At 66.2% G+C, this 18,493-nt stretch carries 17 protein-coding genes; 12 read left to right on the forward strand and 5 right to left on the reverse strand.

All coding sequences use genetic code 11. The features are described 5' to 3' along the window. Positions 1–61: 61 nt before the first annotated feature. The 8 genes from KBY67_RS13455 (at position 62) to KBY67_RS13490 (ending at position 7,058) form a co-directional block, all read left to right on the forward strand. Positions 62–418 (forward strand): AIR synthase, encoded by a 357-nt coding sequence (locus KBY67_RS13455; RefSeq protein WP_255111599.1) that lies wholly within the window; start codon positions 62–64, stop codon positions 416–418. Between the two features lie 52 nt (positions 419–470). After that, positions 471–845 carry a 30S ribosomal protein S12 gene (gene rpsL, locus KBY67_RS13460; protein WP_255111588.1) on the forward strand — a complete coding sequence of 125 codons (375 nt, stop codon included), beginning with the start codon at positions 471–473 and terminating at the stop codon, positions 843–845. 58 nt (positions 846–903) lie between these two features. After that, positions 904–1,374 carry a 30S ribosomal protein S7 gene (gene rpsG / locus KBY67_RS13465; protein ID WP_094555908.1) on the forward strand — a complete coding sequence of 157 codons (471 nt, stop codon included), beginning with the start codon at positions 904–906 and terminating at the stop codon, positions 1,372–1,374. Between the two features lie 101 nt (positions 1,375–1,475). Continuing rightward, complete coding sequence (gene fusA, locus KBY67_RS13470; protein ID WP_255111601.1) at positions 1,476–3,551, forward strand: elongation factor G; 2,076 nt, start codon at positions 1,476–1,478, stop codon at positions 3,549–3,551. Between the two features lie 41 nt (positions 3,552–3,592). After that, positions 3,593–4,822 carry an elongation factor Tu gene (gene tuf, locus KBY67_RS13475; protein ID WP_255111589.1) on the forward strand — a complete coding sequence of 410 codons (1,230 nt, stop codon included), beginning with the start codon at positions 3,593–3,595 and terminating at the stop codon, positions 4,820–4,822. A 137-nt stretch (positions 4,823–4,959) separates the two neighbouring features. Continuing rightward, positions 4,960–5,280, forward strand: a complete 321-nt coding sequence (gene rpsJ, locus KBY67_RS13480; RefSeq protein ID WP_006172311.1) for a 30S ribosomal protein S10 — start codon at positions 4,960–4,962, stop codon at positions 5,278–5,280. A 132-nt stretch (positions 5,281–5,412) separates the two neighbouring features. Further along, positions 5,413–6,084 (forward strand): LON peptidase substrate-binding domain-containing protein, encoded by a 672-nt coding sequence (locus KBY67_RS13485; RefSeq protein ID WP_255111590.1) that lies wholly within the window; start codon positions 5,413–5,415, stop codon positions 6,082–6,084. Beyond that, positions 6,084–7,058 (forward strand): methyltransferase domain-containing protein, encoded by a 975-nt coding sequence (locus KBY67_RS13490; RefSeq protein ID WP_255111591.1) that lies wholly within the window; start codon positions 6,084–6,086, stop codon positions 7,056–7,058. Before KBY67_RS13485 ends, KBY67_RS13490 begins: the two co-directional genes overlap by 1 nt. Here KBY67_RS13490 and pheA read toward each other — a convergent pair. Next, positions 7,025–7,867 carry a prephenate dehydratase gene (pheA, locus tag KBY67_RS13495; RefSeq protein ID WP_255111592.1) on the reverse strand — a complete coding sequence of 281 codons (843 nt, stop codon included), beginning with the start codon at positions 7,865–7,867 and terminating at the stop codon, positions 7,025–7,027. The genes KBY67_RS13490 and pheA overlap by 34 nt on opposite strands. Positions 7,868–7,928: 61 nt before the next feature. Here pheA and KBY67_RS13500 point away from each other — a divergent pair, with 61 nt between their 5' ends. After that, on the forward strand, positions 7,929–8,441 hold the full coding sequence (locus KBY67_RS13500) for a DUF1997 domain-containing protein (RefSeq protein ID WP_255111593.1): 513 nt from the start codon (positions 7,929–7,931) through the stop codon (positions 8,439–8,441). Here KBY67_RS13500 and KBY67_RS13505 read toward each other — a convergent pair. The 3 genes from KBY67_RS13505 to KBY67_RS13515 form a co-directional block, all read right to left on the reverse strand. Further along, positions 8,416–9,012, reverse strand: a complete 597-nt coding sequence (locus KBY67_RS13505) for a ribonuclease HII (protein WP_255111594.1) — start codon at positions 9,010–9,012, stop codon at positions 8,416–8,418. The genes KBY67_RS13500 and KBY67_RS13505 overlap by 26 nt on opposite strands. After that, positions 9,013–11,166 carry an Rne/Rng family ribonuclease gene (locus KBY67_RS13510; RefSeq protein WP_255111595.1) on the reverse strand — a complete coding sequence of 718 codons (2,154 nt, stop codon included), beginning with the start codon at positions 11,164–11,166 and terminating at the stop codon, positions 9,013–9,015. 293 nt (positions 11,167–11,459) lie between these two features. Continuing rightward, on the reverse strand, positions 11,460–14,150 hold the full coding sequence (locus KBY67_RS13515; protein WP_255111596.1) for a TIGR03960 family B12-binding radical SAM protein: 2,691 nt from the start codon (positions 14,148–14,150) through the stop codon (positions 11,460–11,462). Between the two features lie 90 nt (positions 14,151–14,240). Between KBY67_RS13515 and KBY67_RS13520 the strand changes: the two genes are divergently transcribed. From KBY67_RS13520 to KBY67_RS13530, 3 genes are all read left to right on the forward strand, one after another. After that, positions 14,241–15,500, forward strand: a complete 1,260-nt coding sequence (locus tag KBY67_RS13520) for an LL-diaminopimelate aminotransferase (RefSeq protein ID WP_255111602.1) — start codon at positions 14,241–14,243, stop codon at positions 15,498–15,500. Between the two features lie 63 nt (positions 15,501–15,563). Then, positions 15,564–15,911 carry an ATP-dependent Clp protease adapter ClpS gene (gene clpS / locus KBY67_RS13525; RefSeq protein WP_255111597.1) on the forward strand — a complete coding sequence of 116 codons (348 nt, stop codon included), beginning with the start codon at positions 15,564–15,566 and terminating at the stop codon, positions 15,909–15,911. Next, positions 15,912–16,745 (forward strand): CPBP family intramembrane glutamic endopeptidase, encoded by an 834-nt coding sequence (locus KBY67_RS13530; protein WP_315855594.1) that lies wholly within the window; start codon positions 15,912–15,914, stop codon positions 16,743–16,745. It abuts the gene before it with no gap. Here KBY67_RS13530 and KBY67_RS13535 read toward each other — a convergent pair. Beyond that, the gene (locus KBY67_RS13535; RefSeq protein WP_255111598.1) at positions 16,667–18,286 is read right to left on the reverse strand and encodes a photosystem II high light acclimation radical SAM protein; all 1,620 of its coding nucleotides are present in this window, start codon (positions 18,284–18,286) and stop codon (positions 16,667–16,669) included. The two genes, KBY67_RS13530 and KBY67_RS13535, sit on opposite strands and share 79 nt — an antisense overlap. Positions 18,287–18,493: the final 207 nt, after the last annotated feature.

Raw genomic sequence — 18,493 nt, forward strand, 5'->3', positions numbered from 1 at the left:
CCCCCGCCCCGGCCCTGGCAAGCTGGACCCTGCCCCTGCCGCCCACCGGCGCGATCGCCCCATGCCCAAGGGTCTGAGCCTGCGTCTGTCCTCCGCGGCGGCGGCCGAGCTGGGGCGCCAGGCCGCGGTGGCCGGCACCCCCGGCCTGATGCACCTGGACCTGGTGGAGGGGGGCTGCGAGCAATGGGTGATTCGCATCCGTCCGGGTCACCTCGCCGGTGTTCCCGTGGCCAGGGCCGATGGCATCACCCTGCACGCTCCGTTGGCCCAGATTCCGCTGCTGGCTGGGTTGAGCCTCGATTACCGCGGGGATCTCAGCGGTGGGGGCTTTCTGATCCGCACCGGCGAGGGGGTGAGCTGCTGTGCCTGCGGAGCCGCCTTCAGCCGCTCGGGAGCTGGGGGGACCACGACAAAGTAAGGTGACGGATTGTCGAAACGGTCGGACGTCCGGCCTAATTCTCCGGCCCTCGATGCCCACGATTCAGCAGCTGATCCGCACCGAGCGGCAGCACCTCACCCGCAAGACCAAATCCCCGGCTCTGCGCGCCTGCCCAGAGCGTCGCGGGGTCTGCACCCGCGTGTACACCTCCACCCCGAAGAAGCCGAATTCGGCCCTGCGCAAGGTGGCAAGGGTGCGCCTCACCTCGGGCTTCGAAGTCACGGCCTACATCCCCGGGATCGGCCACAACCTCCAGGAGCACTCCGTGGTGCTGATCCGTGGAGGTCGCGTCAAAGACCTCCCGGGCGTCCGTTACCACATCATTCGCGGCACCCTCGACACCTCAGGTGTGAAGGATCGCCGCCAGAGCCGCTCCAAGTACGGCGCCAAGACTCCCAAGAGCTGATCCCCAGCCCTGACTGTCTTCTCTCCCACTCCCTCGCACCGCCGATCCCCACAGGTTTATGTCCCGCCGCAACGCTGCTGAAAAGCGCCCAGTCCTTCCTGACCCCCAGTTCAACAGCCGCCTGGCCTCCATGGTTGTGGCGCGTCTGATGAAGCACGGCAAGAAGTCCACCGCTCAGCGGATCCTCTCCGACGCCTTCGGATTGATCAACGACCGCACCGGCAGCGACCCCCTAGAGGTGTTCGAAACGGCTGTGCGCAACTCCACCCCCTTGGTGGAGGTTCGCGCCCGCCGGGTAGGCGGCGCCACTTACCAGGTGCCCATGGAAGTGCGGCAGGAACGCGGCACCGCCATGGCACTGCGCTGGCTGGTGAACTTCTCCAGGGCCCGCAACGGCCGCAGCATGGCCCAGAAGCTGGCTGGTGAACTGATGGACGCCGCCAACGAAGCTGGCAGTGCCGTGCGCAAGCGCGAAGAAACCCACAAGATGGCCGAGGCCAACAAGGCCTTCGCCCACTACCGCTACTGAGCACCCTTCCTGACTGAATGGCGGGCGCCTTCAGTCGGATCAGGTCAATTTTTGAACATGCGCCCGCAAAACTCGTCGATCAAACACCGGAGACCCTCCCCGTGGCCCGCGCCTATCCCCTGGACCGCGTCAGAAATATCGGCATTGCCGCCCATATCGATGCGGGCAAGACCACCACGACCGAACGGATCCTGTTCTATTCAGGGGTGGTCCACAAAATGGGCGAGGTGCATGATGGCGCCGCTGTAACCGACTGGATGGAGCAGGAGCGCGAGCGCGGCATCACTATCACGGCAGCGGCCATCTCCACCAGCTGGAAAGATCACCGCATCAACATCATTGACACCCCAGGGCACGTCGATTTCACCATCGAGGTGGAGCGCTCGATGCGTGTGCTTGATGGCGTCGTGGCTGTCTTCTGCGCGGTGGGTGGTGTGCAGCCCCAGTCGGAAACGGTCTGGCGCCAAGCCGATCGCTACAACGTGCCCCGGATCGTGTTCGTTAACAAGATGGACCGCACCGGTGCAAATTTCCTCAAGGTTTACGATCAGATCAAGGATCGCCTCAAGGCCAACGCCATTCCCCTGCAGCTGCCCATCGGCGCTGAAGGTGATCTCAAGGGCATCGTTGATCTGGTGCATGAGAAAGCGGTTCTCTATACCAATGACCTCGGCACCGACATTGTCGAAGCCGAAATCCCTGATGACATGAAGGAGGAGGCCGCCAAGTGGCGCGGCAAGCTGATGGAGTCGGTAGCGGAGACCGACGAAGAGCTGGTGGAAGCCTTCCTGGAGAACGGCAAGCTCACCAATGAGCAACTGATCAAAGGCATCCGAACCGGCGTTGTCAAGCACGGCCTCGTGCCAATGCTCTGCGGTTCGGCCTTCAAGAATAAGGGGGTCCAGCTGGTTCTCGACGCTGTTATCGACTACCTGCCAGCACCGGTCGACGTGCCTCCGATCACGGGTCTGCTTCCCGACGGCAGCGAATCCAACCGTCCCTGCGACGACAACGCTCCCTTCAGCGCCCTGGCGTTCAAGGTAATGGCCGACCCCTACGGCAAACTCACTTTCATACGCATGTATTCCGGCGTCCTCCAGAAGGGCAGCTACGTGTTGAACAGCACAAAGGACAAGAAAGAGAGAATTTCGCGTCTGATCCTTCTCAAGGCCGACGATCGCGAAGAGGTGGATGAGCTGCGTGCCGGTGATCTTGGAGCTGTGCTCGGCCTCAAGGACACCACCACCGGTGACACCCTCTGTCCGGAAAGCGACCCGATCATCCTGGAATCCCTGTTCATCCCTGAACCGGTGATTTCAGTGGCCGTTGAGCCCAAAACCAAGGGTGATATGGAGAAGCTTTCCAAGGCCCTTCAATCCCTCTCCGAAGAAGATCCAACCTTCCGGGTATCAACAGATCCAGAAACCAGCCAGACGGTGATCGCAGGCATGGGCGAGCTGCACCTGGAGATCCTGGTGGATCGGATGTTGCGGGAATTCAAGGTGGAAGCCAACATCGGCGCCCCTCAGGTGTCTTACCGCGAAACAATCCGTGCCCGCGCCAAAGGCGAAGGTAAATTCGCGCGTCAGACCGGTGGCAAGGGCCAATACGGACACGTGGTGATCGAGATGGAGCCTGGCGAGCCAGGTTCCGGCTTTGAATTCGTCAATAAGATCGTTGGCGGCATCGTACCTAAGGAATATATCGGACCGGCCGAAAACGGCATGAAAGAAACCTGCCAATCCGGCGTGATTGCGGGATTCCCAATGATCGACATCAAGGTCACCATGGTCGATGGTTCATACCACGATGTCGATTCCTCCGAAATGGCGTTCAAGATCGCCGGCTCCTTGGCCTTCAAAGACGGCGTTAAGAAGTGCAATCCAGTACTTCTTGAGCCGATGATGAAGGTGGAAGTCGAGATCCCCGATGATTACCTCGGCCCGGTCATCGGCGACCTGTCCTCCCGTCGCGGACAGGTCGAAGGGCAATCCATCGACAACGGACAGTCTAAAGTCCAGTCCAAGGTGCCCCTGGCCGAAATGTTCGGCTACGCCACTCAACTCCGATCCATGACCCAGGGTCGGGGTATTTTCTCGATGGAGTTCAGCCATTACGAGGAAGTTCCTCGCAATGTTGCTGAGGCCATCATCGCCAAGAATCAGGGCAATTCCTGATCTCTCAACCCTAACCACAGCCCCCCCGATTCCTTCCTTCAATGGCTCGCGAGAAGTTTCAGAGGAACAAACCTCACGTCAACATCGGCACCATCGGCCACGTCGACCACGGCAAGACCACCCTCACCGCCGCCATCACCAACGTGCTGGCTACCCTTGGCCAGGCCAAGGCTCAGGCCTACGACGAAATCGATGGTGCTCCTGAAGAAAAGGAGCGGGGCATCACGATCAATACCGCCCACGTCGAGTACGAGACAGGCAACCGTCACTACGCCCACGTCGACTGCCCGGGTCACGCGGACTACGTCAAGAACATGATCACCGGAGCCGCCCAGATGGACGGCGCCATTCTGGTGGTGGCCGCCACCGACGGCCCCATGGCCCAGACCAAGGAGCACATCCTCCTGGCCAAGCAGGTGGGCGTCCCCGCCCTGGTGGTGTTCCTCAACAAGAAGGACATGGTCGACGACGAGGAAATCCTCGAGCTCGTCGAACTGGAGATGCGTGAGCTGCTCAGCAGCTACGACTTCCCCGGTGATGACATCCCCATCATCGCCGGCTCCGCCCTCAAGGCCCTTGAGCACATCCAGGGCGGCGGCAAGGGCATCCGCGGTGAGAACGAGTGGGTCGACAAGATCCTCGATCTCATGGATGCCGTCGACGAATCGATCCCCGAGCCCGAGCGTGAGATCGACAAGCCCTTCCTGATGGCCGTCGAAGACGTCTTCTCGATCACCGGACGCGGCACCGTCGCCACCGGCCGGATCGAGCGCGGCAAGGTGAAAGTGGGCGAAACAGTCCAGATCGTCGGCATCAAAGACACCCGCGAAACCACCGTCACTGGCGTGGAGATGTTCCGCAAACTGCTCGACGAGGGCATGGCTGGCGACAACGTCGGTCTGCTGCTGCGCGGCGTGCAGAAGGAGGACATCGAGCGTGGCATGGTGCTGGTCAAGCCCAACTCGATCAAGCCCCACACCAAGTTCGAAGGTGAAGTGTATGTCCTCAAGAAAGAAGAGGGTGGTCGCCACACCCCCTTCTTCGCTGGATACCGGCCTCAGTTCTACATCCGCACCACGGATGTGACCGGCCAGATCACTGCCTTCACCGCCGATGACGGCACCAATGTGGAGATGGTGATGCCCGGTGACCGCATCAAGATGTCCGCTGAGCTGATCTGCCCAGTGGCCATTGAGCAGGGCATGCGCTTCGCCATCCGCGAAGGCGGCCGCACCATCGGTGCCGGCGTGGTCTCCAAGATCGTCGCCTGAGGCCGAGAGGGCTCAGCCCGTCCCCTTGATGCAGGGGCTGATTCCAGCCTGGTTTCAGCCCCTCGTCTCGCACATCGACAAGTTGTCCACAGCCGGCTTCGGTCTCCACCAAGGCCTCCGTCCCCACGAGTTTTTCCATGTCAGCCGCCATCGCCCAGCAGAAGATCCGCATCCGTCTCAAGGCGTTTGATCGCCGCATGCTGGATCTCTCCTGCGAAAAGATCATCGAAACGGCCGATCACACCGCTGCCACGGCCATCGGTCCGATCCCTCTGCCCACCAAGCGCAAGATCTATTGCGTGCTGCGCTCGCCCCACGTGGACAAGGACTCCCGTGAGCACTTCGAGACGCGCACCCACCGTCGCATCATCGACATCTACAGCCCCACGGCCAAGACGATCGACGCGCTGATGAAGCTCGATCTGCCCAGTGGCGTCGACATTGAAGTGAAGCTCTGAGCCAGCCGTCGGCAGGAAGCGACGAATTTCTGGACCCTCCCTCCCGGTGGGTCCTTTTTTTCTAGACTTTCCTCATCCCTTTGGCGCTCCAGCAGTTCCACTGACCACCCATCGCCGCCCCGCAGACCTTCCGTGAGTGATCTGGCCGTGAGGGAACTCCCACTCTTCCCCCTGCCGGATGTGGTGCTGTTCCCGCAGGAAGTCTTGCCCCTGCATATTTTTGAGCCCCGCTATCGCATGATGTTGCGAACGGTGCTGGAAACTGACCGCCGCTTTGGCGTGGTGCGCTGGGATCCAAATCAGCAGGAGATGGCCCAGGTGGGCTGCTGCGCTGAAATCCTCCAATGCCAGACCCAGGACGACGATCGCAGCAACATTGTCACCCTTGGTCAGCAGCGATTTCGCGTGCTTGAAGTGGTGCGTGAAGCGCCCTTCCGTGTGGCCATGGTCAGCTGGATCGAGGACGATCCCAACACCAGCCACGATGTGCTCCAGGATCTCGGCCTCCAGGTCACCCAGGCCCTGCGCGATGTGGTGGATCTCACCGGCAAATTGATTGGCAAGCCCACCACTCTGCCAGCGGATCTGCCCGATCTGCCCCGTGAGTTGTCCTTCTGGATCGGCTCCCACCTGGGCGGTCCGGTGGCTGACCATCAGCAGGCCCTGCTGGAGCTCACCGACACCTCAGAGCGCCTGCGCCAGGAATTCGCACTGCTCGATCAGACCCGCCGGCAACTGGCGGCCCGCACCGTGCTGAAAGACACCTTCAAGGACCTGGGGGAACCCAGGCAGGAACCCAGCTGATGCCGCTTCCAACCTGGCTGCCGCCTCTGGCCATCGGTGCCGGAGCCGGTCTGCTCAGTCTTGGCCTGGTGCGGGAATGGCAGCGTCGGGACCGCCGCTTCCAGAGCACGGCCACCGTGGCCGAGGCCTACGACCGCTGGACCTCTGATCGGCTGCTGGAGACCCTCTGGGGTGAGCACGTGCACCTGGGGCACTACGGCACCCCGCCGGAATCCCGAGATTTCAGAACCGCCAAGGAGCAGTTCGTGCATGAGCTGGTGCGCTGGTCGGGTCTCGACCAGTTGCCCCCCGGCAGCCGCCTGCTGGATGTGGGTTGCGGCATTGGCGGCAGCGCCCGCATCCTCGCCCGCGACTACGGCTTCGACGTGCTGGGCATCAGCATCAGCCCGGCCCAGGTGGAGCGGGCCCACCAGCTCACCCCCCCCGGCCTCACCTGCCGCTTTGCGGTGATGGATGCCCTGGCACTGGAACTGGAGGATGGCAGCTTCGAGGCCGTCTGGAGCGTGGAAGCGGGGCCGCACATGCCCGACAAGCAGCGCTATGCCGATGAACTGCTGCGGGTTCTGGCCCCGGCGGGGCAACTGGCGGTGGCCGACTGGAACCGGCGGGATCCTGGCGACGGTGAGCTCAACGGTCTGGAGCGCTGGGTGATGGATCAGTTGCTGCACCAGTGGGCCCATCCGGAATTCGCCTCCATCCCCTCCTTCCGTCGCAACCTCGAGGCCAGCCCCCACTGGCGCGGCACCCCGGTGTCCACCGCCGACTGGAGTGCAGCCACCCTGCCCTCCTGGATCGACTCCATCCTCGAAGGGGTGCGGCGGCCCGGCGCCATCCTCAGCCTGGGACCCGGGGCGCTGCTTCAGGGTCTGCGCGAGGCGCCGACGATCCTGCTGATGCACTGGGCCTTCAGCACCGGGATGATGCGTTTCGGGGTCTTCCGCTACTGCTCCTCGGAGAGGTTGGTGAGCGGGTAGGTCCCGAACAGGGCCAGGTGCTGGCAATGGCCGCGCACGGCCTCGATCGCCTGCTCCAGCAGACCGGGGTCGGCCGGCATCTCCAGATCCACGAAGAAGATGTACTCGCCCATCTCCCGCTTGGAGGGGCGTGACTCGATCCGGCTCATGTTGAGCTGGAGGGTGGCGAAGCAGCTCAGGGCCTCCAGCAGGGCACCGGGGCTGTTGCTGCGCAGCGAGAAGGCCAGGCTGCAGAGCGTGGCCGCATCCGCCTGACTTTCCACCTGCCGCTGCAGCATCAGGAAGCGGGTGCAGTTGCCGGACACATCATTGATGGGGTAGGCGAGCACCTCGAGCCCATGCTCCTGGGCGGCGCGGGGTGAGGCCACCGCCGCGCGGAAACGGCTGCCGGCCACCAGCCGGGCCGCTTCGGCGGTGGAGCTGGTGGGCAGCTGCAGGGCTTCGCTCAGGTGCTCGCTCAGCCAGAGGCTGCACTGGGCCAGGGCCTGGGGGTGGGAGAGCACTTCACTGATCCGCTCGATCGGCCCGGAGCCCAGCAGGGCGTGGCGGATCGGCAACACCAGCCCGCGACGGATGCGCAGGTCGGGGTGCTCCCACAGGCCATCGAGGCAGGCGGTCACCCCGCCCTCAACGGAGTTCTCCACGGGCACCACGGCAGCATCACAGCGGCCCTCCGCCAGGGCCCTGACCACCGAGCGAATGCCACTCTGGGCCAGCAACTCCGGCGCTTCGATCCCCTCGAGGGCCGCCAGCTGCCGCGTCGCCTGCTCGCCGTAGGTGCCGACAGGGCCGAGGAAGGCAACACGCATGGTGAAGGGGGTGAAACAGCGGTCGATAAGATCATCCCCCCCCGGCCAGCGAGACGAGGCGATGACCCTGGCCTTCAGTGCCAGCCAGCAGCTCAGCCTCGCCATCGACGAGCGCTCCGACGAGCTGGTGACCTATCTCGACGACGAGGAGCGGGTGATTCAGGCCCTGCTGGATCCCAGCCAGCTGACCCGGCTCGGAGATGGGCACTACCGCTACGACGTGACGGGGCTGCAGGTGTTTCAGCTGCAGGTCAAGCCGGTGGTGCAGCTGCGGGCCCAGCGGCGCCCCGGGCGCCTGGAGCTCGATGCGGTGGAGTGTCACCTGGAGGGGCTGGGGCTGGTGGAGGACTTCCAGCTGAACCTGACCTCCTGGCTGGAGGTGGGCGACCAGGGGCTGGAGGGAGTGGCCCAGATGGCGGTGAGCGTGAGCCGGCCGCCGATGCTGCGCCTGATTGCGCCCCGGGTGCTCGAAGCCACCGGTCGCTCCCTGCTGGGTGGTGTCCTTCTGGGCATCCGCACCCGGGTGAGCCAGCAGCTGCTGAAGGACTTCAGCAGCTGGCGCGAGGGCCGCTGAGCACCTTGCCCAGGAAGCTGAGGCGGTGCAGGGAGCATGGGCCCAGGCGAACCAGGGCCTCCCGGTGAAGGGCGGTGCCGTAGCCGGCGTGGCGCTCGAGTCCATAGCCGGGAAAGCGCTCTGCCAGGCGCACGAGCAAGGCATCACGGGCCTGCTTGGCCAGCACACTGGCGGCGGCGATCGCCAGGCAGCGGCGATCGCCATGGACCAGCGTCCGCTGCCGGCCCCGCCACATCCGCAGGGGCAGCACGCCATCCACCAGCACCAGGTCAGGGGCCTTGGGCAGGCGCTGCAGAGCCCTGAGCATGGCCATCTCCGTGGCGGCCCGGATGCCCAGGCGATCGATGTCAGCGGCGGAGGCCTGACCGAGTGCCCAGGCGGAAGCCTGGGCAGTGATCAGCGGCACCAGCCGCTGACGATGGCGAGGGCTCAGGGCCTTGCTGTCGGTGAGGCCGGCGGCCGCCAGGGGTGCCTTCGCCTGGCCCGGCAGGACCACAGCGGCGGCAAAGACCGGGCCGAACAGACAACCACGGCCCACTTCATCGACACCGGCGAGGACCCGCTGGGGCACTCAGACGCTGGCGGAGGAGCGGCGGCGGCGGCGGCGAGGCTCACCGCTGGGATCGCTCTCGTCCACCACAGGCAGGGGGGGTGCCTCAACGGGGGCCTGAACGGGAGGTTCAGCGACCGCGACGCCACCACCGCCGTCCGAGCGCAGTGGTTGCTTTCGGCTCCTGGGCTGGGAGCGACCCACCCGCCCCGATGCCGGCGAAGCCACCTGGGACACGGGAATGTGCATCACCGTGGACTCGATCACTGTGGTCATCGGTGCCTCCTCGAGATCACCAAAGGCCTCGGGCAGCGGGGTGATCTCCACCAACGTCGCCTGACCGTCGTCGTCAGGGCTGTCCTGGCGATAGCGGCTGGGGGCCTCGATCTCTCGGCGGGGTGCGGCAATCTCGCCGCCGGAGCGGGGGCTGGGGGCACCGGCGTCGACGCCACTGCCACCACGACCACCACGGCGGCGGCGGCGGGAGCCGGAGGCCGCCAGCTGCTGACGGGCCGCATCAAGCACCGCATCGCCATCTTCACCGGGCCGCACCACCCGCACCACCAGATTCTCGCCAGTGGGGGGCGGATCCAGCAGCAGAGCGGGGCTCAGGCCCATCCAGCCGTAGACGAGTTCCTGGTCGGCGTCCATCGGCACGGCTACCAGATCGGGATCCTGGCGGCGGCTGAGGTTGCCACCACCAGCGCTGTCGGCGCTGGAGCCATGGCCCGGCTCCGGCGCGCTGGCAGGGGCGAGATCCTGGATCTCCTCCGCAAAGAAGGTCGCAGGGGTGCTGTCAGTGGCTTCGCTGGCACCGCGGCCGCCGCGGCCACCGCGGCCGCCGCGGCGCCGACCGCTGCTGGGCTCGGCGCCGTTGGGGCTGGGCACTTCCGCCCGCGCCGAGGCGGCCGAGCGCACCAGGCCCGTGACGGTGGCCAGGGGCTGGAGGGTGTCCTTGCCCGGCAGCACAGCCACATGACCGAGACCACCACAGCTGGGGCAGGCGCGACCGAACAGTTCATAGATGTTCTGACCCTGGCGCTTACGGGTCAGTTCCACCAGACCCAGCTCGGTGAGCTGGGCGATCTGGGGACGGGCCGCGTCATCCTGCACCGATTGGGTGAAGTGCTCCAACAGCATCAACTGATCACGGCGCGACTCCATGTCGATGAAGTCGATGATCACCACACCACCGATGTTGCGCAGCTTGAGCTGACGGGCAATCTCAGCGGCGGCCTCACAGTTGGTCCAGAGCACCGTTTCGCGCGAACTGGCGGAGCGGGTGAAGGAGCCGGAGTTCACATCGATCACCGTGAGCGCCTCGGTGGGCTCGATGATCACGTAACCGCCGGAAGGCAGATCCACCCGTGGCTTGAGGGCGTCACGGATGGCGGCATTCACCCGGTACTGCTCGAGCACATCGGTGCCGTCGCCGTTGTGCTCCACCAGCAGATTGGCCTGGTCAGCGCCGAGGAAGGCGTTCACCCGGGCCACCGCAGCCGGGGTGTCCACCACCACCCGCCAGACCTCGGGGCTGTAGAGGTCGCGCAGGATCCGGTGGATGAAATCTTCGTCGCGGTTGAGCAGCACCGGAGGGGTGGCCGTCTCAGCAGCTTCCTGGATGCCCTCCCACTGCCGCAGGAGAGTCTCGAGGTCGTCGATCAGCTGATCTTCGCTGACCCCCTCGGCTTCGGTGCGCACCAGCAGCCCGGCACCCGGGGGCTTGATCAGCACCCCGAGGGCCCGCAGGCGGTTGCGTTCGTTTTCGCCGCTGATCCGCCGCGAGATGCTCACCCCCTGACCCTGGGGCTGCAGCACCAGAAAGCGGCCGGGCAGGGTGAGGTTGCCGGTGAGGCGGGGACCCTTGGTCCCGGTGGGCTCCTTCATCACCTGCACGAGCACCTTCTGGCGGGGCTCGAGCAGTTCGGTAATGCCTGCAGCGCCCTTCCTCAGGCGCAGGGGACCGAGATCAGTGACATGAATGAAGCCATTCTTTTCGCTTTCGCCAATGTTGACGAAAGCAGCATCAATTCCTGGGAGAACATTCTCGACCCGGCCAAGATAGACGTCGCCAATCTGATAGCGACCCTGGGCTACGACCAGTTCATCAACACGGTCGTCGTTGAGCACCGCGGCGATCCGCAGTTGCTCCGCGATGACAATCTGCTGGGGCATGGAGGATAGGGGGGTGGCTCTGTGGAGCCATGCCATGGATGGGACCAGGTCCCTGAAGCACGAACCCGCTGGGCAGAGCGCGCCGCAAAGCCGCTCAACTGCTGAACCAGCAGGACGAAGACGGAGGAGAAAAACCTTTTGAGGAGCATCCTCAGGAGGATCAACCTCCATTCGCGGCGATGCTGCCGGAGAGAAGCCGGCCAAAGCGCGGAACAGGTTCTACGGAACGAGGTGCCGTAGAACGACGTCTGCAGAATGAAAGCTACAGACGGATCTGCCGTCTTCAGGCGAGGCTAGCACGGGTGTTCCTGAGCCCTGGGCTCCAGCGGCCGTAGCCGCAGCAGCTGGCGGCTCACCCGCCCCAGCTGCACAGGGATCCCCAGTCGCTGTTGCAGCCAGAAACACAGCTGCTCCGGGCGCAGACTCCGCCCCTGGGCGTCGATGCGGGCCCCCAGGCGGCAGTGGCAGGACCCATCGCCAGCCTCCACCAGGCTGAGTTCCTCCAGCAGGGGCCGGCAGTCCCGCTGGCGGGGCCGTCCCTTCTTGTCGGTGTCGCTCCAGGGGAGTTCAGCCGCGGCGAGCACGCTCTCCAGGGCAGGCCCCCAGGCGGCGGCGCCCGGGCCCGGGGCAGCCGTCACCAGCTCGACACTCCACAGGGCCCCCTCCAACTCCTGGGCCAGGCTGCCCCCCCGCACCGGCACCTCCTCCACCCCCGACAGCGTCAGCCCCTCGGGCAGGGTGGCCTGCAGCTGAGCGAGGGCGGCGGCGGGATCCACTCTGGCCGCGAACTCCAGGTCGAACCACTCACCGCTGGCCTCCACCCCCAGGGGCAGCGCCAGGGCGAACTGCAGACGGGGCAGGGGATGGAAGCCACCGCTGAAGCTCACGGGCAGGCCGCTGCGGCGCAGGGCCCGCTCCATCAGCCGCGCCAGATCGAGGTGGCTGAGCAGGGCCAGTGCACCGGTCTTGCTGAAACCGAAACGCAGCCGCTGCAACCGCTCACTGGCCGGAGCACGGCTGGGGTGCTGCGGGGGGATCGGCGGCGCCTCCACCACCACGTTGTGGCCGAACTCGGGCCCGCAGACACCACAGCTGCTGCAGCCGTCGAAGGAGCAATCAGGCACCACCACCGCGGCGAGCGCCCGCTGCAGGTCTTCCGCCAGCCAGGCCTTGTCGACACCGGTGTCGATGTGATCCCAGGGGAGCGGCTGGGCGCAGAAGGCCTTGAGGTCGGCGCTGCTGAGGGCGCCGGTGCTGCTCCAGTCGCCCATCTCCAGGGCCCGGTAGCGGCCGCCCAGCCCCGCGGCCTCGATGGCGCCGGTCCAGGCGGCATGGGTGGACTCGATCGTCTCGAACCAGGCATCGAGGCCGGCACCGGCGCGCCAGGCGGCCTCGATCACAGGCGCCAGGCGGCGATCACCACGCCCGACGAAGTCCTCCATCGCCGAGAGGCGCGGATCGGTGAAAGTCGTCTTGAGGCCCCTGAGCGTGCGCAGCTCCCGGCGCAGCAGCTCCTGGCGCCGCCGGAACTCCGATGTGGACACGCTGTGCCACTGGAAGGGGGTGTGGGGCTTGGGGGTGAAGTTGCTGATCGTGAGATTCAGCTCCAGCCGGCCCAGATCACGGCACTGCTGCTGCAACGAGCGGCAGGTGTCGGCGATGCCGAGCACATCGGCATCGGTTTCCCCCGGCAGGCCGATCATGAAATAGAGCTTGACCCGGCGGTAACCGCTCTCCATGGCCGTGCGGATGCCCCGCAGCAGCTCGGCGTCGCTGAGGCCCTTGTTGACAATGTCGCGCAGGCGCTGGCTGCCGGCCTCCGGGGCGAATGTGAGCCCGGCCTTGCGGGTGCCGCCGAGGATGTGGGCGATGTTCTGATCGAAGCGGTCCACCCGCTGACTGGGCAGGGTGAGGCTCACGTTCTGATCGGCCAGGCGGTTACGCAGCTCCACCCCCACCGCCGGCAGGGCCAGGTAGTCGGAGCAGCTGAGCGAGAGCAGGGAGAAGTCGCTGTAGCCGGTGCGCTCCATCCCCGTTTCCACCGCCTCGATCACCGCCTCGGGCTCCACATCGCGGGCGGGGCGGGTGAGCATGCCCGGCTGGCAGAAGCGACAGCCACGGGTGCAGCCGCGGCGGATCTCGATCGTGAGCCGGTCGTGGACAGTCTCGATGTGGGGCACCAGACCCATGCCGTAGTGGGGCATCGGCGTGGCCACCCGCCGCAGCACCCGCTGGGGGGCCTCGGGCTGCAGGGGCACCAGGCTGATGCCATCAGGGCCAGGGCCGTAGAGCGAGGGCACGTAGACCCCCGGCACCTGGGCCAGATCGCGCAGCAGGGCGGAGCGGCTGAGGCCGGCCGCTTTGCCCTCGGCCACCACCAGACCGATCTCCGGCAGCAGCTCTTCGCCGTCGCCGAGGGCGATGAAATCGAAGAAGGCGGCGAAGGGCTCCGGGTTGCTGGTGGCGGTGGGGCCACCGGCGAAGATCAGCGGTGGAGCGGCGGGATCGGCCAGGGGCAGGTCGCCCCGCTCTGAGGCGTGGATCGGCACGCGGGCCAGATCCAACATCTCGAGGATGTTGGTGGCGCCCAGCTCATAGCTGAGGCTGAAGCCGAGGAGATCGAAGGCGGGCAGGGGCCGGCGGCTCTCCACCGCGAACAGGGCCTGCTGCCGCTGGCGCAGCCGTAAGGCCAGATCCGGCGCCGGCAGGTAGGCGCGGTCGCAGAGCTGGCCGGGAACGGCGTTGAGGATCGAATAGAGAATGATGTGGCCCAGATTGCTGGCGCCCACCTCGTAGATCTCGGGGTAGGTGAGGGCCCAGCGCACGCCGGCGGCCGGCCAGTCGCGGGGCTCGACGCCCAGCTCATTGCCGAGGTAGCGGCCCGGCTTGGTGATGCTGCGGTCCACCAGCTGCTCGAAATCGACGGGGGCGTCGAGCGGGGGGGGCGACGCCCCGATCGGCTGGCTCGCTTCGGCGACGGTCACAGCTTCACGGCCAGGGCACGGGCCGATGGTATCGAGCCTGGCCGGCGCCATAGGAAGATGCCCCTCACAGCACCAGTGGGCGCCGCAGCAGTGGTTCAGATCAACGGCAACTATCTCAAGCTCAAAGCGGGGTACCTCTTCCCCGAGATCGGCCGACGGGTGAAGGCCTTCAGCGAGGCCAACCCCGGGGCCCCGATCATCCGCCTGGGCATCGGTGATGTCACCGAACCGCTGCCGGCCGCCTGCCGCGAGGCGATGAAGACGGCCATCGACGCCATGGGAACGCCGGAAGGTTTCCACGGCTATGGCCCCGAGCAGGGCTACCTGTGGCTGCGTGAGGCCATCGCCCAGCACGATTTCCAGTCGCGCGGCTGCGCCATCAGCGCCGAGGAGATCTTCGTCTCGGACGGCTCCAAGTGCGACAGCAGCAACATCCTCGACATCCTCGGACCGGACAACCGCATCGCCGTGACTGACCCGGTGTACCCGGTGTACGTGGACAGCAATGTGATGGCGGGGCGCACAGGCGAGGCCGACGCCAACGGCCAGTACGGCGGCCTCACCTACCTGCCGATCAGTGCCGAGAACGGCTTCAACGCCCCGCTGCCCCTGCAGCCGGTGGATCTGATCTACCTCTGCTTCCCCAACAACCCCACCGGTGCGGTGGCCAGCCGGGCCCAGCTCCAGCAATGGGTCGACTACGCCCGCGCCCACAACGCTCTGATCCTGTTCGACGCCGCCTACGAGGCCTTCATCCAGGATCCCGAGCTGCCCCACTCCATCTATGAGATCGAGGGGGCACGGGAGTGCGCGATCGAGTTTCGCTCCTTCTCCAAGAACGCCGGCTTCACCGGCACCCGCTGCGCCATCACCGTGGTGCCCCGCGGGCTGGTGGGCACCAGCGCGGAGGGGGAGAGCGCCGAGCTCTGGGCGCTGTGGAACCGGCGCCAGAGCACCAAGTTCAACGGGGTCAGCTACATCGTGCAGCGGGGCGCCGAAGCGGTGTACTCAGCTGAGGGCCAGGCCCAGGTGAAGGCCCTGGTGGCCTTTTACATGGAGAACGCGGCGATCATCCGCCGGGAGCTCAGCGCCGCCGGCCTACAGGTGTACGGCGGAGAGCAGGCCCCCTATGTATGGCTGAAAACCCCCGAGGGGATGGATTCCTGGGGCTTCTTCGACCATCTGCTGACCACCGCCCATGTGGTGGGCACCCCAGGAAGCGGTTTCGGCGCCGCCGGCGAGGGCTACTTCCGGCTCTCGGCCTTCAACAGCCGGGCCCATGTGGAAGAAGCCATGGCCCGGATCGCCCGGGGCTCCCTGGTGCCTGTGGCCGCAGGCACCGGCGCTTAATTTGTGTGGATGCTCGTGGTTCAAGATCCCGTCGCCAGTCATACCCCCAGCTCTTCCCTCCGGATGATCCTCTCCCCCCAGCTGATGGCTCTCCCCTGCGCCGTAGAAACCCCCAGCCGCTCGCCGGGCGGCACCGCGGTGATCGAGAAGGAGAAGCAGAGGGTGCGCAAGCCCTCGCCCCGCTACAAGGTGCTGCTGCACAACGATCCGGTGAACTCGATGGAGTACGTGGTCGGCACCCTGCGCCAGGTGGTGCCCTCCCTCAGTGAGCAGGACGCCATCGCCGTGATGCTTGAAGCCCACAACACCGGTGTGGGCTTGGTGATTGTCTGCGATCTGGAGCCCGCCGAGTTCTACAGCGAAACCCTCAAAGCCAAGGGCCTCTCCAGCACCATCGAGCCGGAGAGCTGAGTGCCCAGGCGAGCCTGGTTGGGCTGGATCAGCACGCTGCTCTATCTGCCGCTGCTCTACGGCCTCGGCTGGCTGACGCTGCAGCCCTTTGCGGCGGCAGGCCTGTTCAGCGATTGGCGGCCTGATCAGGTCAACCTGCTGGGCACCGGGCTCGCGTTTGCCTTGCTGCTGGTGACCTTGCCCCTACGCCTGGGCCAGGTCTGGGGAGAGCGGCGGCCCTGGCGGGCGCTGGGGATTGCCGTGGGCTGGTCTGTGGGCTTGCGCTCCCTGCTGCGCGGACTGCTCAAGGCCCTGCTGCTGCTGCTCTTCGTGGCGGGTCTGCTGCTGATCAGCGGTCAGGCCCGCTGGAGCGGCGGCCTGACGCCGGCCGAGATGGTCAATGCCGTCTTGCTGATCCTGGGAGTCGGCATCGCCGAGGAACTGGTCTTCCGCGGCTGGCTCTGGGGTGAGCTGAGCCAGCGCCTGGGTGGGGGAGCGCAGGCCGATCAGCGGGCTCTGATTGCCCAGGCGGCTGTGTTCAGCCTCGCCCACACTCGATTCAACCTCGGCATCGCACCGATGGCCGGACTGCTGGTGGGCCTGCTGCTGCTGGGGCTGGTTTTCCCTGCTGTCCGGGCCACTTCAGATCGAGCCCACGGTGCCGATCTGGCTGGCTGGCCCCGGCGGCGCCGATCCCAATCCGATCGGTGGGCTGCTGGGCTGGGCCGGACTGGCCGCCCTGCTCTGGGTGAGGCGGCGCTACTGGTGAACCGGCATCAACGCACGGCCGTGGCCAAGGCCCGGCGGCCCTCCACCGGCGCATGCAGGGCCTCCTCGAGCGGGGCGAGGCCGTAGTCCCGCTCCAGCAGAACCATGACGGTACGGCCGAAATCACTGGGGTTGGTTTCGAAGGCCTCCAGGCAGATGCGCCCGAAGACACTCCCCATCGGCTCGGGGTTCCAGAGCAGCTTGCGGGCCGTCCAGGGCATCATGCTCATCGGGTTGTAACCGGGCTTGAGCAGACCCTGCTCAAAGCCGTATTGCTCCAGGTGGGTGTGGGGCTGCAGGCCGATGAAGAAGATGGCCGGCTCCACCTTGTCGGCGCCGAAGATGCGCTCCAGTTCGCGGTGATAGGCCACGGTCTGGCGGATCGTTTCGGGGCGCTCATCGATCACGTTGAAGGAGTAATTCACCGACACGTGCTCACGGAAGCCGGCCCGCGCCAGCAGCCGACAGTTCTCCAACACGGTGCGCAGGTTGTAGCCCATGCGCATCTTGCGCACCAGCTCCTGGCTGCCGGAGGTGATGCCGATCTCGAAGTAGTCCATGCCGGTGGCCACCATCAGCTCGGCCAGCTCGGCATCGATGTTGTCGGCGCGGATGTAGGCCGCCCAGCGGATGTCGTCCATGCCGGCCGCCAGGATCGCCCGCAGCAGCTGCTTGGCATCGTCGATGTAGCGACGGGCGGGGATGAACTGGGCGTCGGTGAACCAGAAACCGCGCACGCCCCGGTCGTAGAGCTGGCGCATCTCAGCCACCACCTCCTCCACCGGATTCACTCGCACCGCCTTGCCTTCCACCACGGTGTAGACGCAATAGCAGCAGTTGTGGGGGCAACCGCGTTTGGTCTGCACGCCCACGTAGAAATCACCCCCATCGAGGTACCAGTCGAGTTGGGGCCAGATCGAGGCGATGTAGGGATAGTCGCAAGCGGTTTTGATCACCCCCTCCGGCTGCTCGTGGATCAGCCCCCCCCGAGGCGGTTCTCCCACCACGTAGCAGCGCTCGGAGGCCAGGGAGCGGCCACTGATCAGCTTCTCCAGCAGCGGCTCCCCTTCTCCCACCGACACCACGGTGCCCGCCGGCAGGCTCTTGCCCAATTGCTCGTAGAACACGCTCACCGCGCCGCCACCGATGACCACCCGCGCCGTGGGATGGAAGCGGCGGGCCCGGCGCAGGCCGCGGCGCACCAGGCGCAGGTTCCGCCAGAGCTCGCCGTAGAACGCCCCCATCAGGCGCAGGCCACCGAGGGCCCCGCGCAGGCGATGCAACGGATTGGAGGCGTAGAACACCTCAAAGGAGTTCTGCAGCGGGTTGCCGCCACGGCCATCCACCGGCGCATAGATCTGGATGTCGCGCCAGGAGAACACCAGCAGGCTGGGGCGGAAGGCCTCGATCGTGGCCAACAGCACCCGCTCCACATCCAGCAGGGGCAGGGCGGCCAGATCGAGAATGCGCTGGGGCAAGCCCGGAAAGCGCTTGTGCAGATGATCGGCCAGATACACCGGCCCGATCGGGAAGATCGGATTGCAGGGCAGACGGATCAGCAGCACCCGCTCAGCGCTGGCACCGCAGGCGGGCCGATTTGGTTCCAACTGCTGCTCCGGCCGCGCCATGGGCTCCCTCTGGCCAGATCGGACGCTAACAAGCGTGACGGGAGGGCAGTGGGCCGCAGTGGGCGGCTCCAAGCGCAGCAGCGGCGACCAGATCGCCCCAACCCGGAGCAAACCTTAAGGGCTCCGCACATCTCGCAATGCTCTGTTACATTGAGACAGACGAAGGGCCTTCGGGTCTGCCGGTCGGGCTTCTCGCACCGGCATTTC

Origin of the sequence: Synechococcus sp. RedBA-s, from assembly GCF_024345495.1 — a bacterium.
GTDB lineage: Bacteria > Cyanobacteriota > Cyanobacteriia > PCC-6307 > Cyanobiaceae > Regnicoccus_A.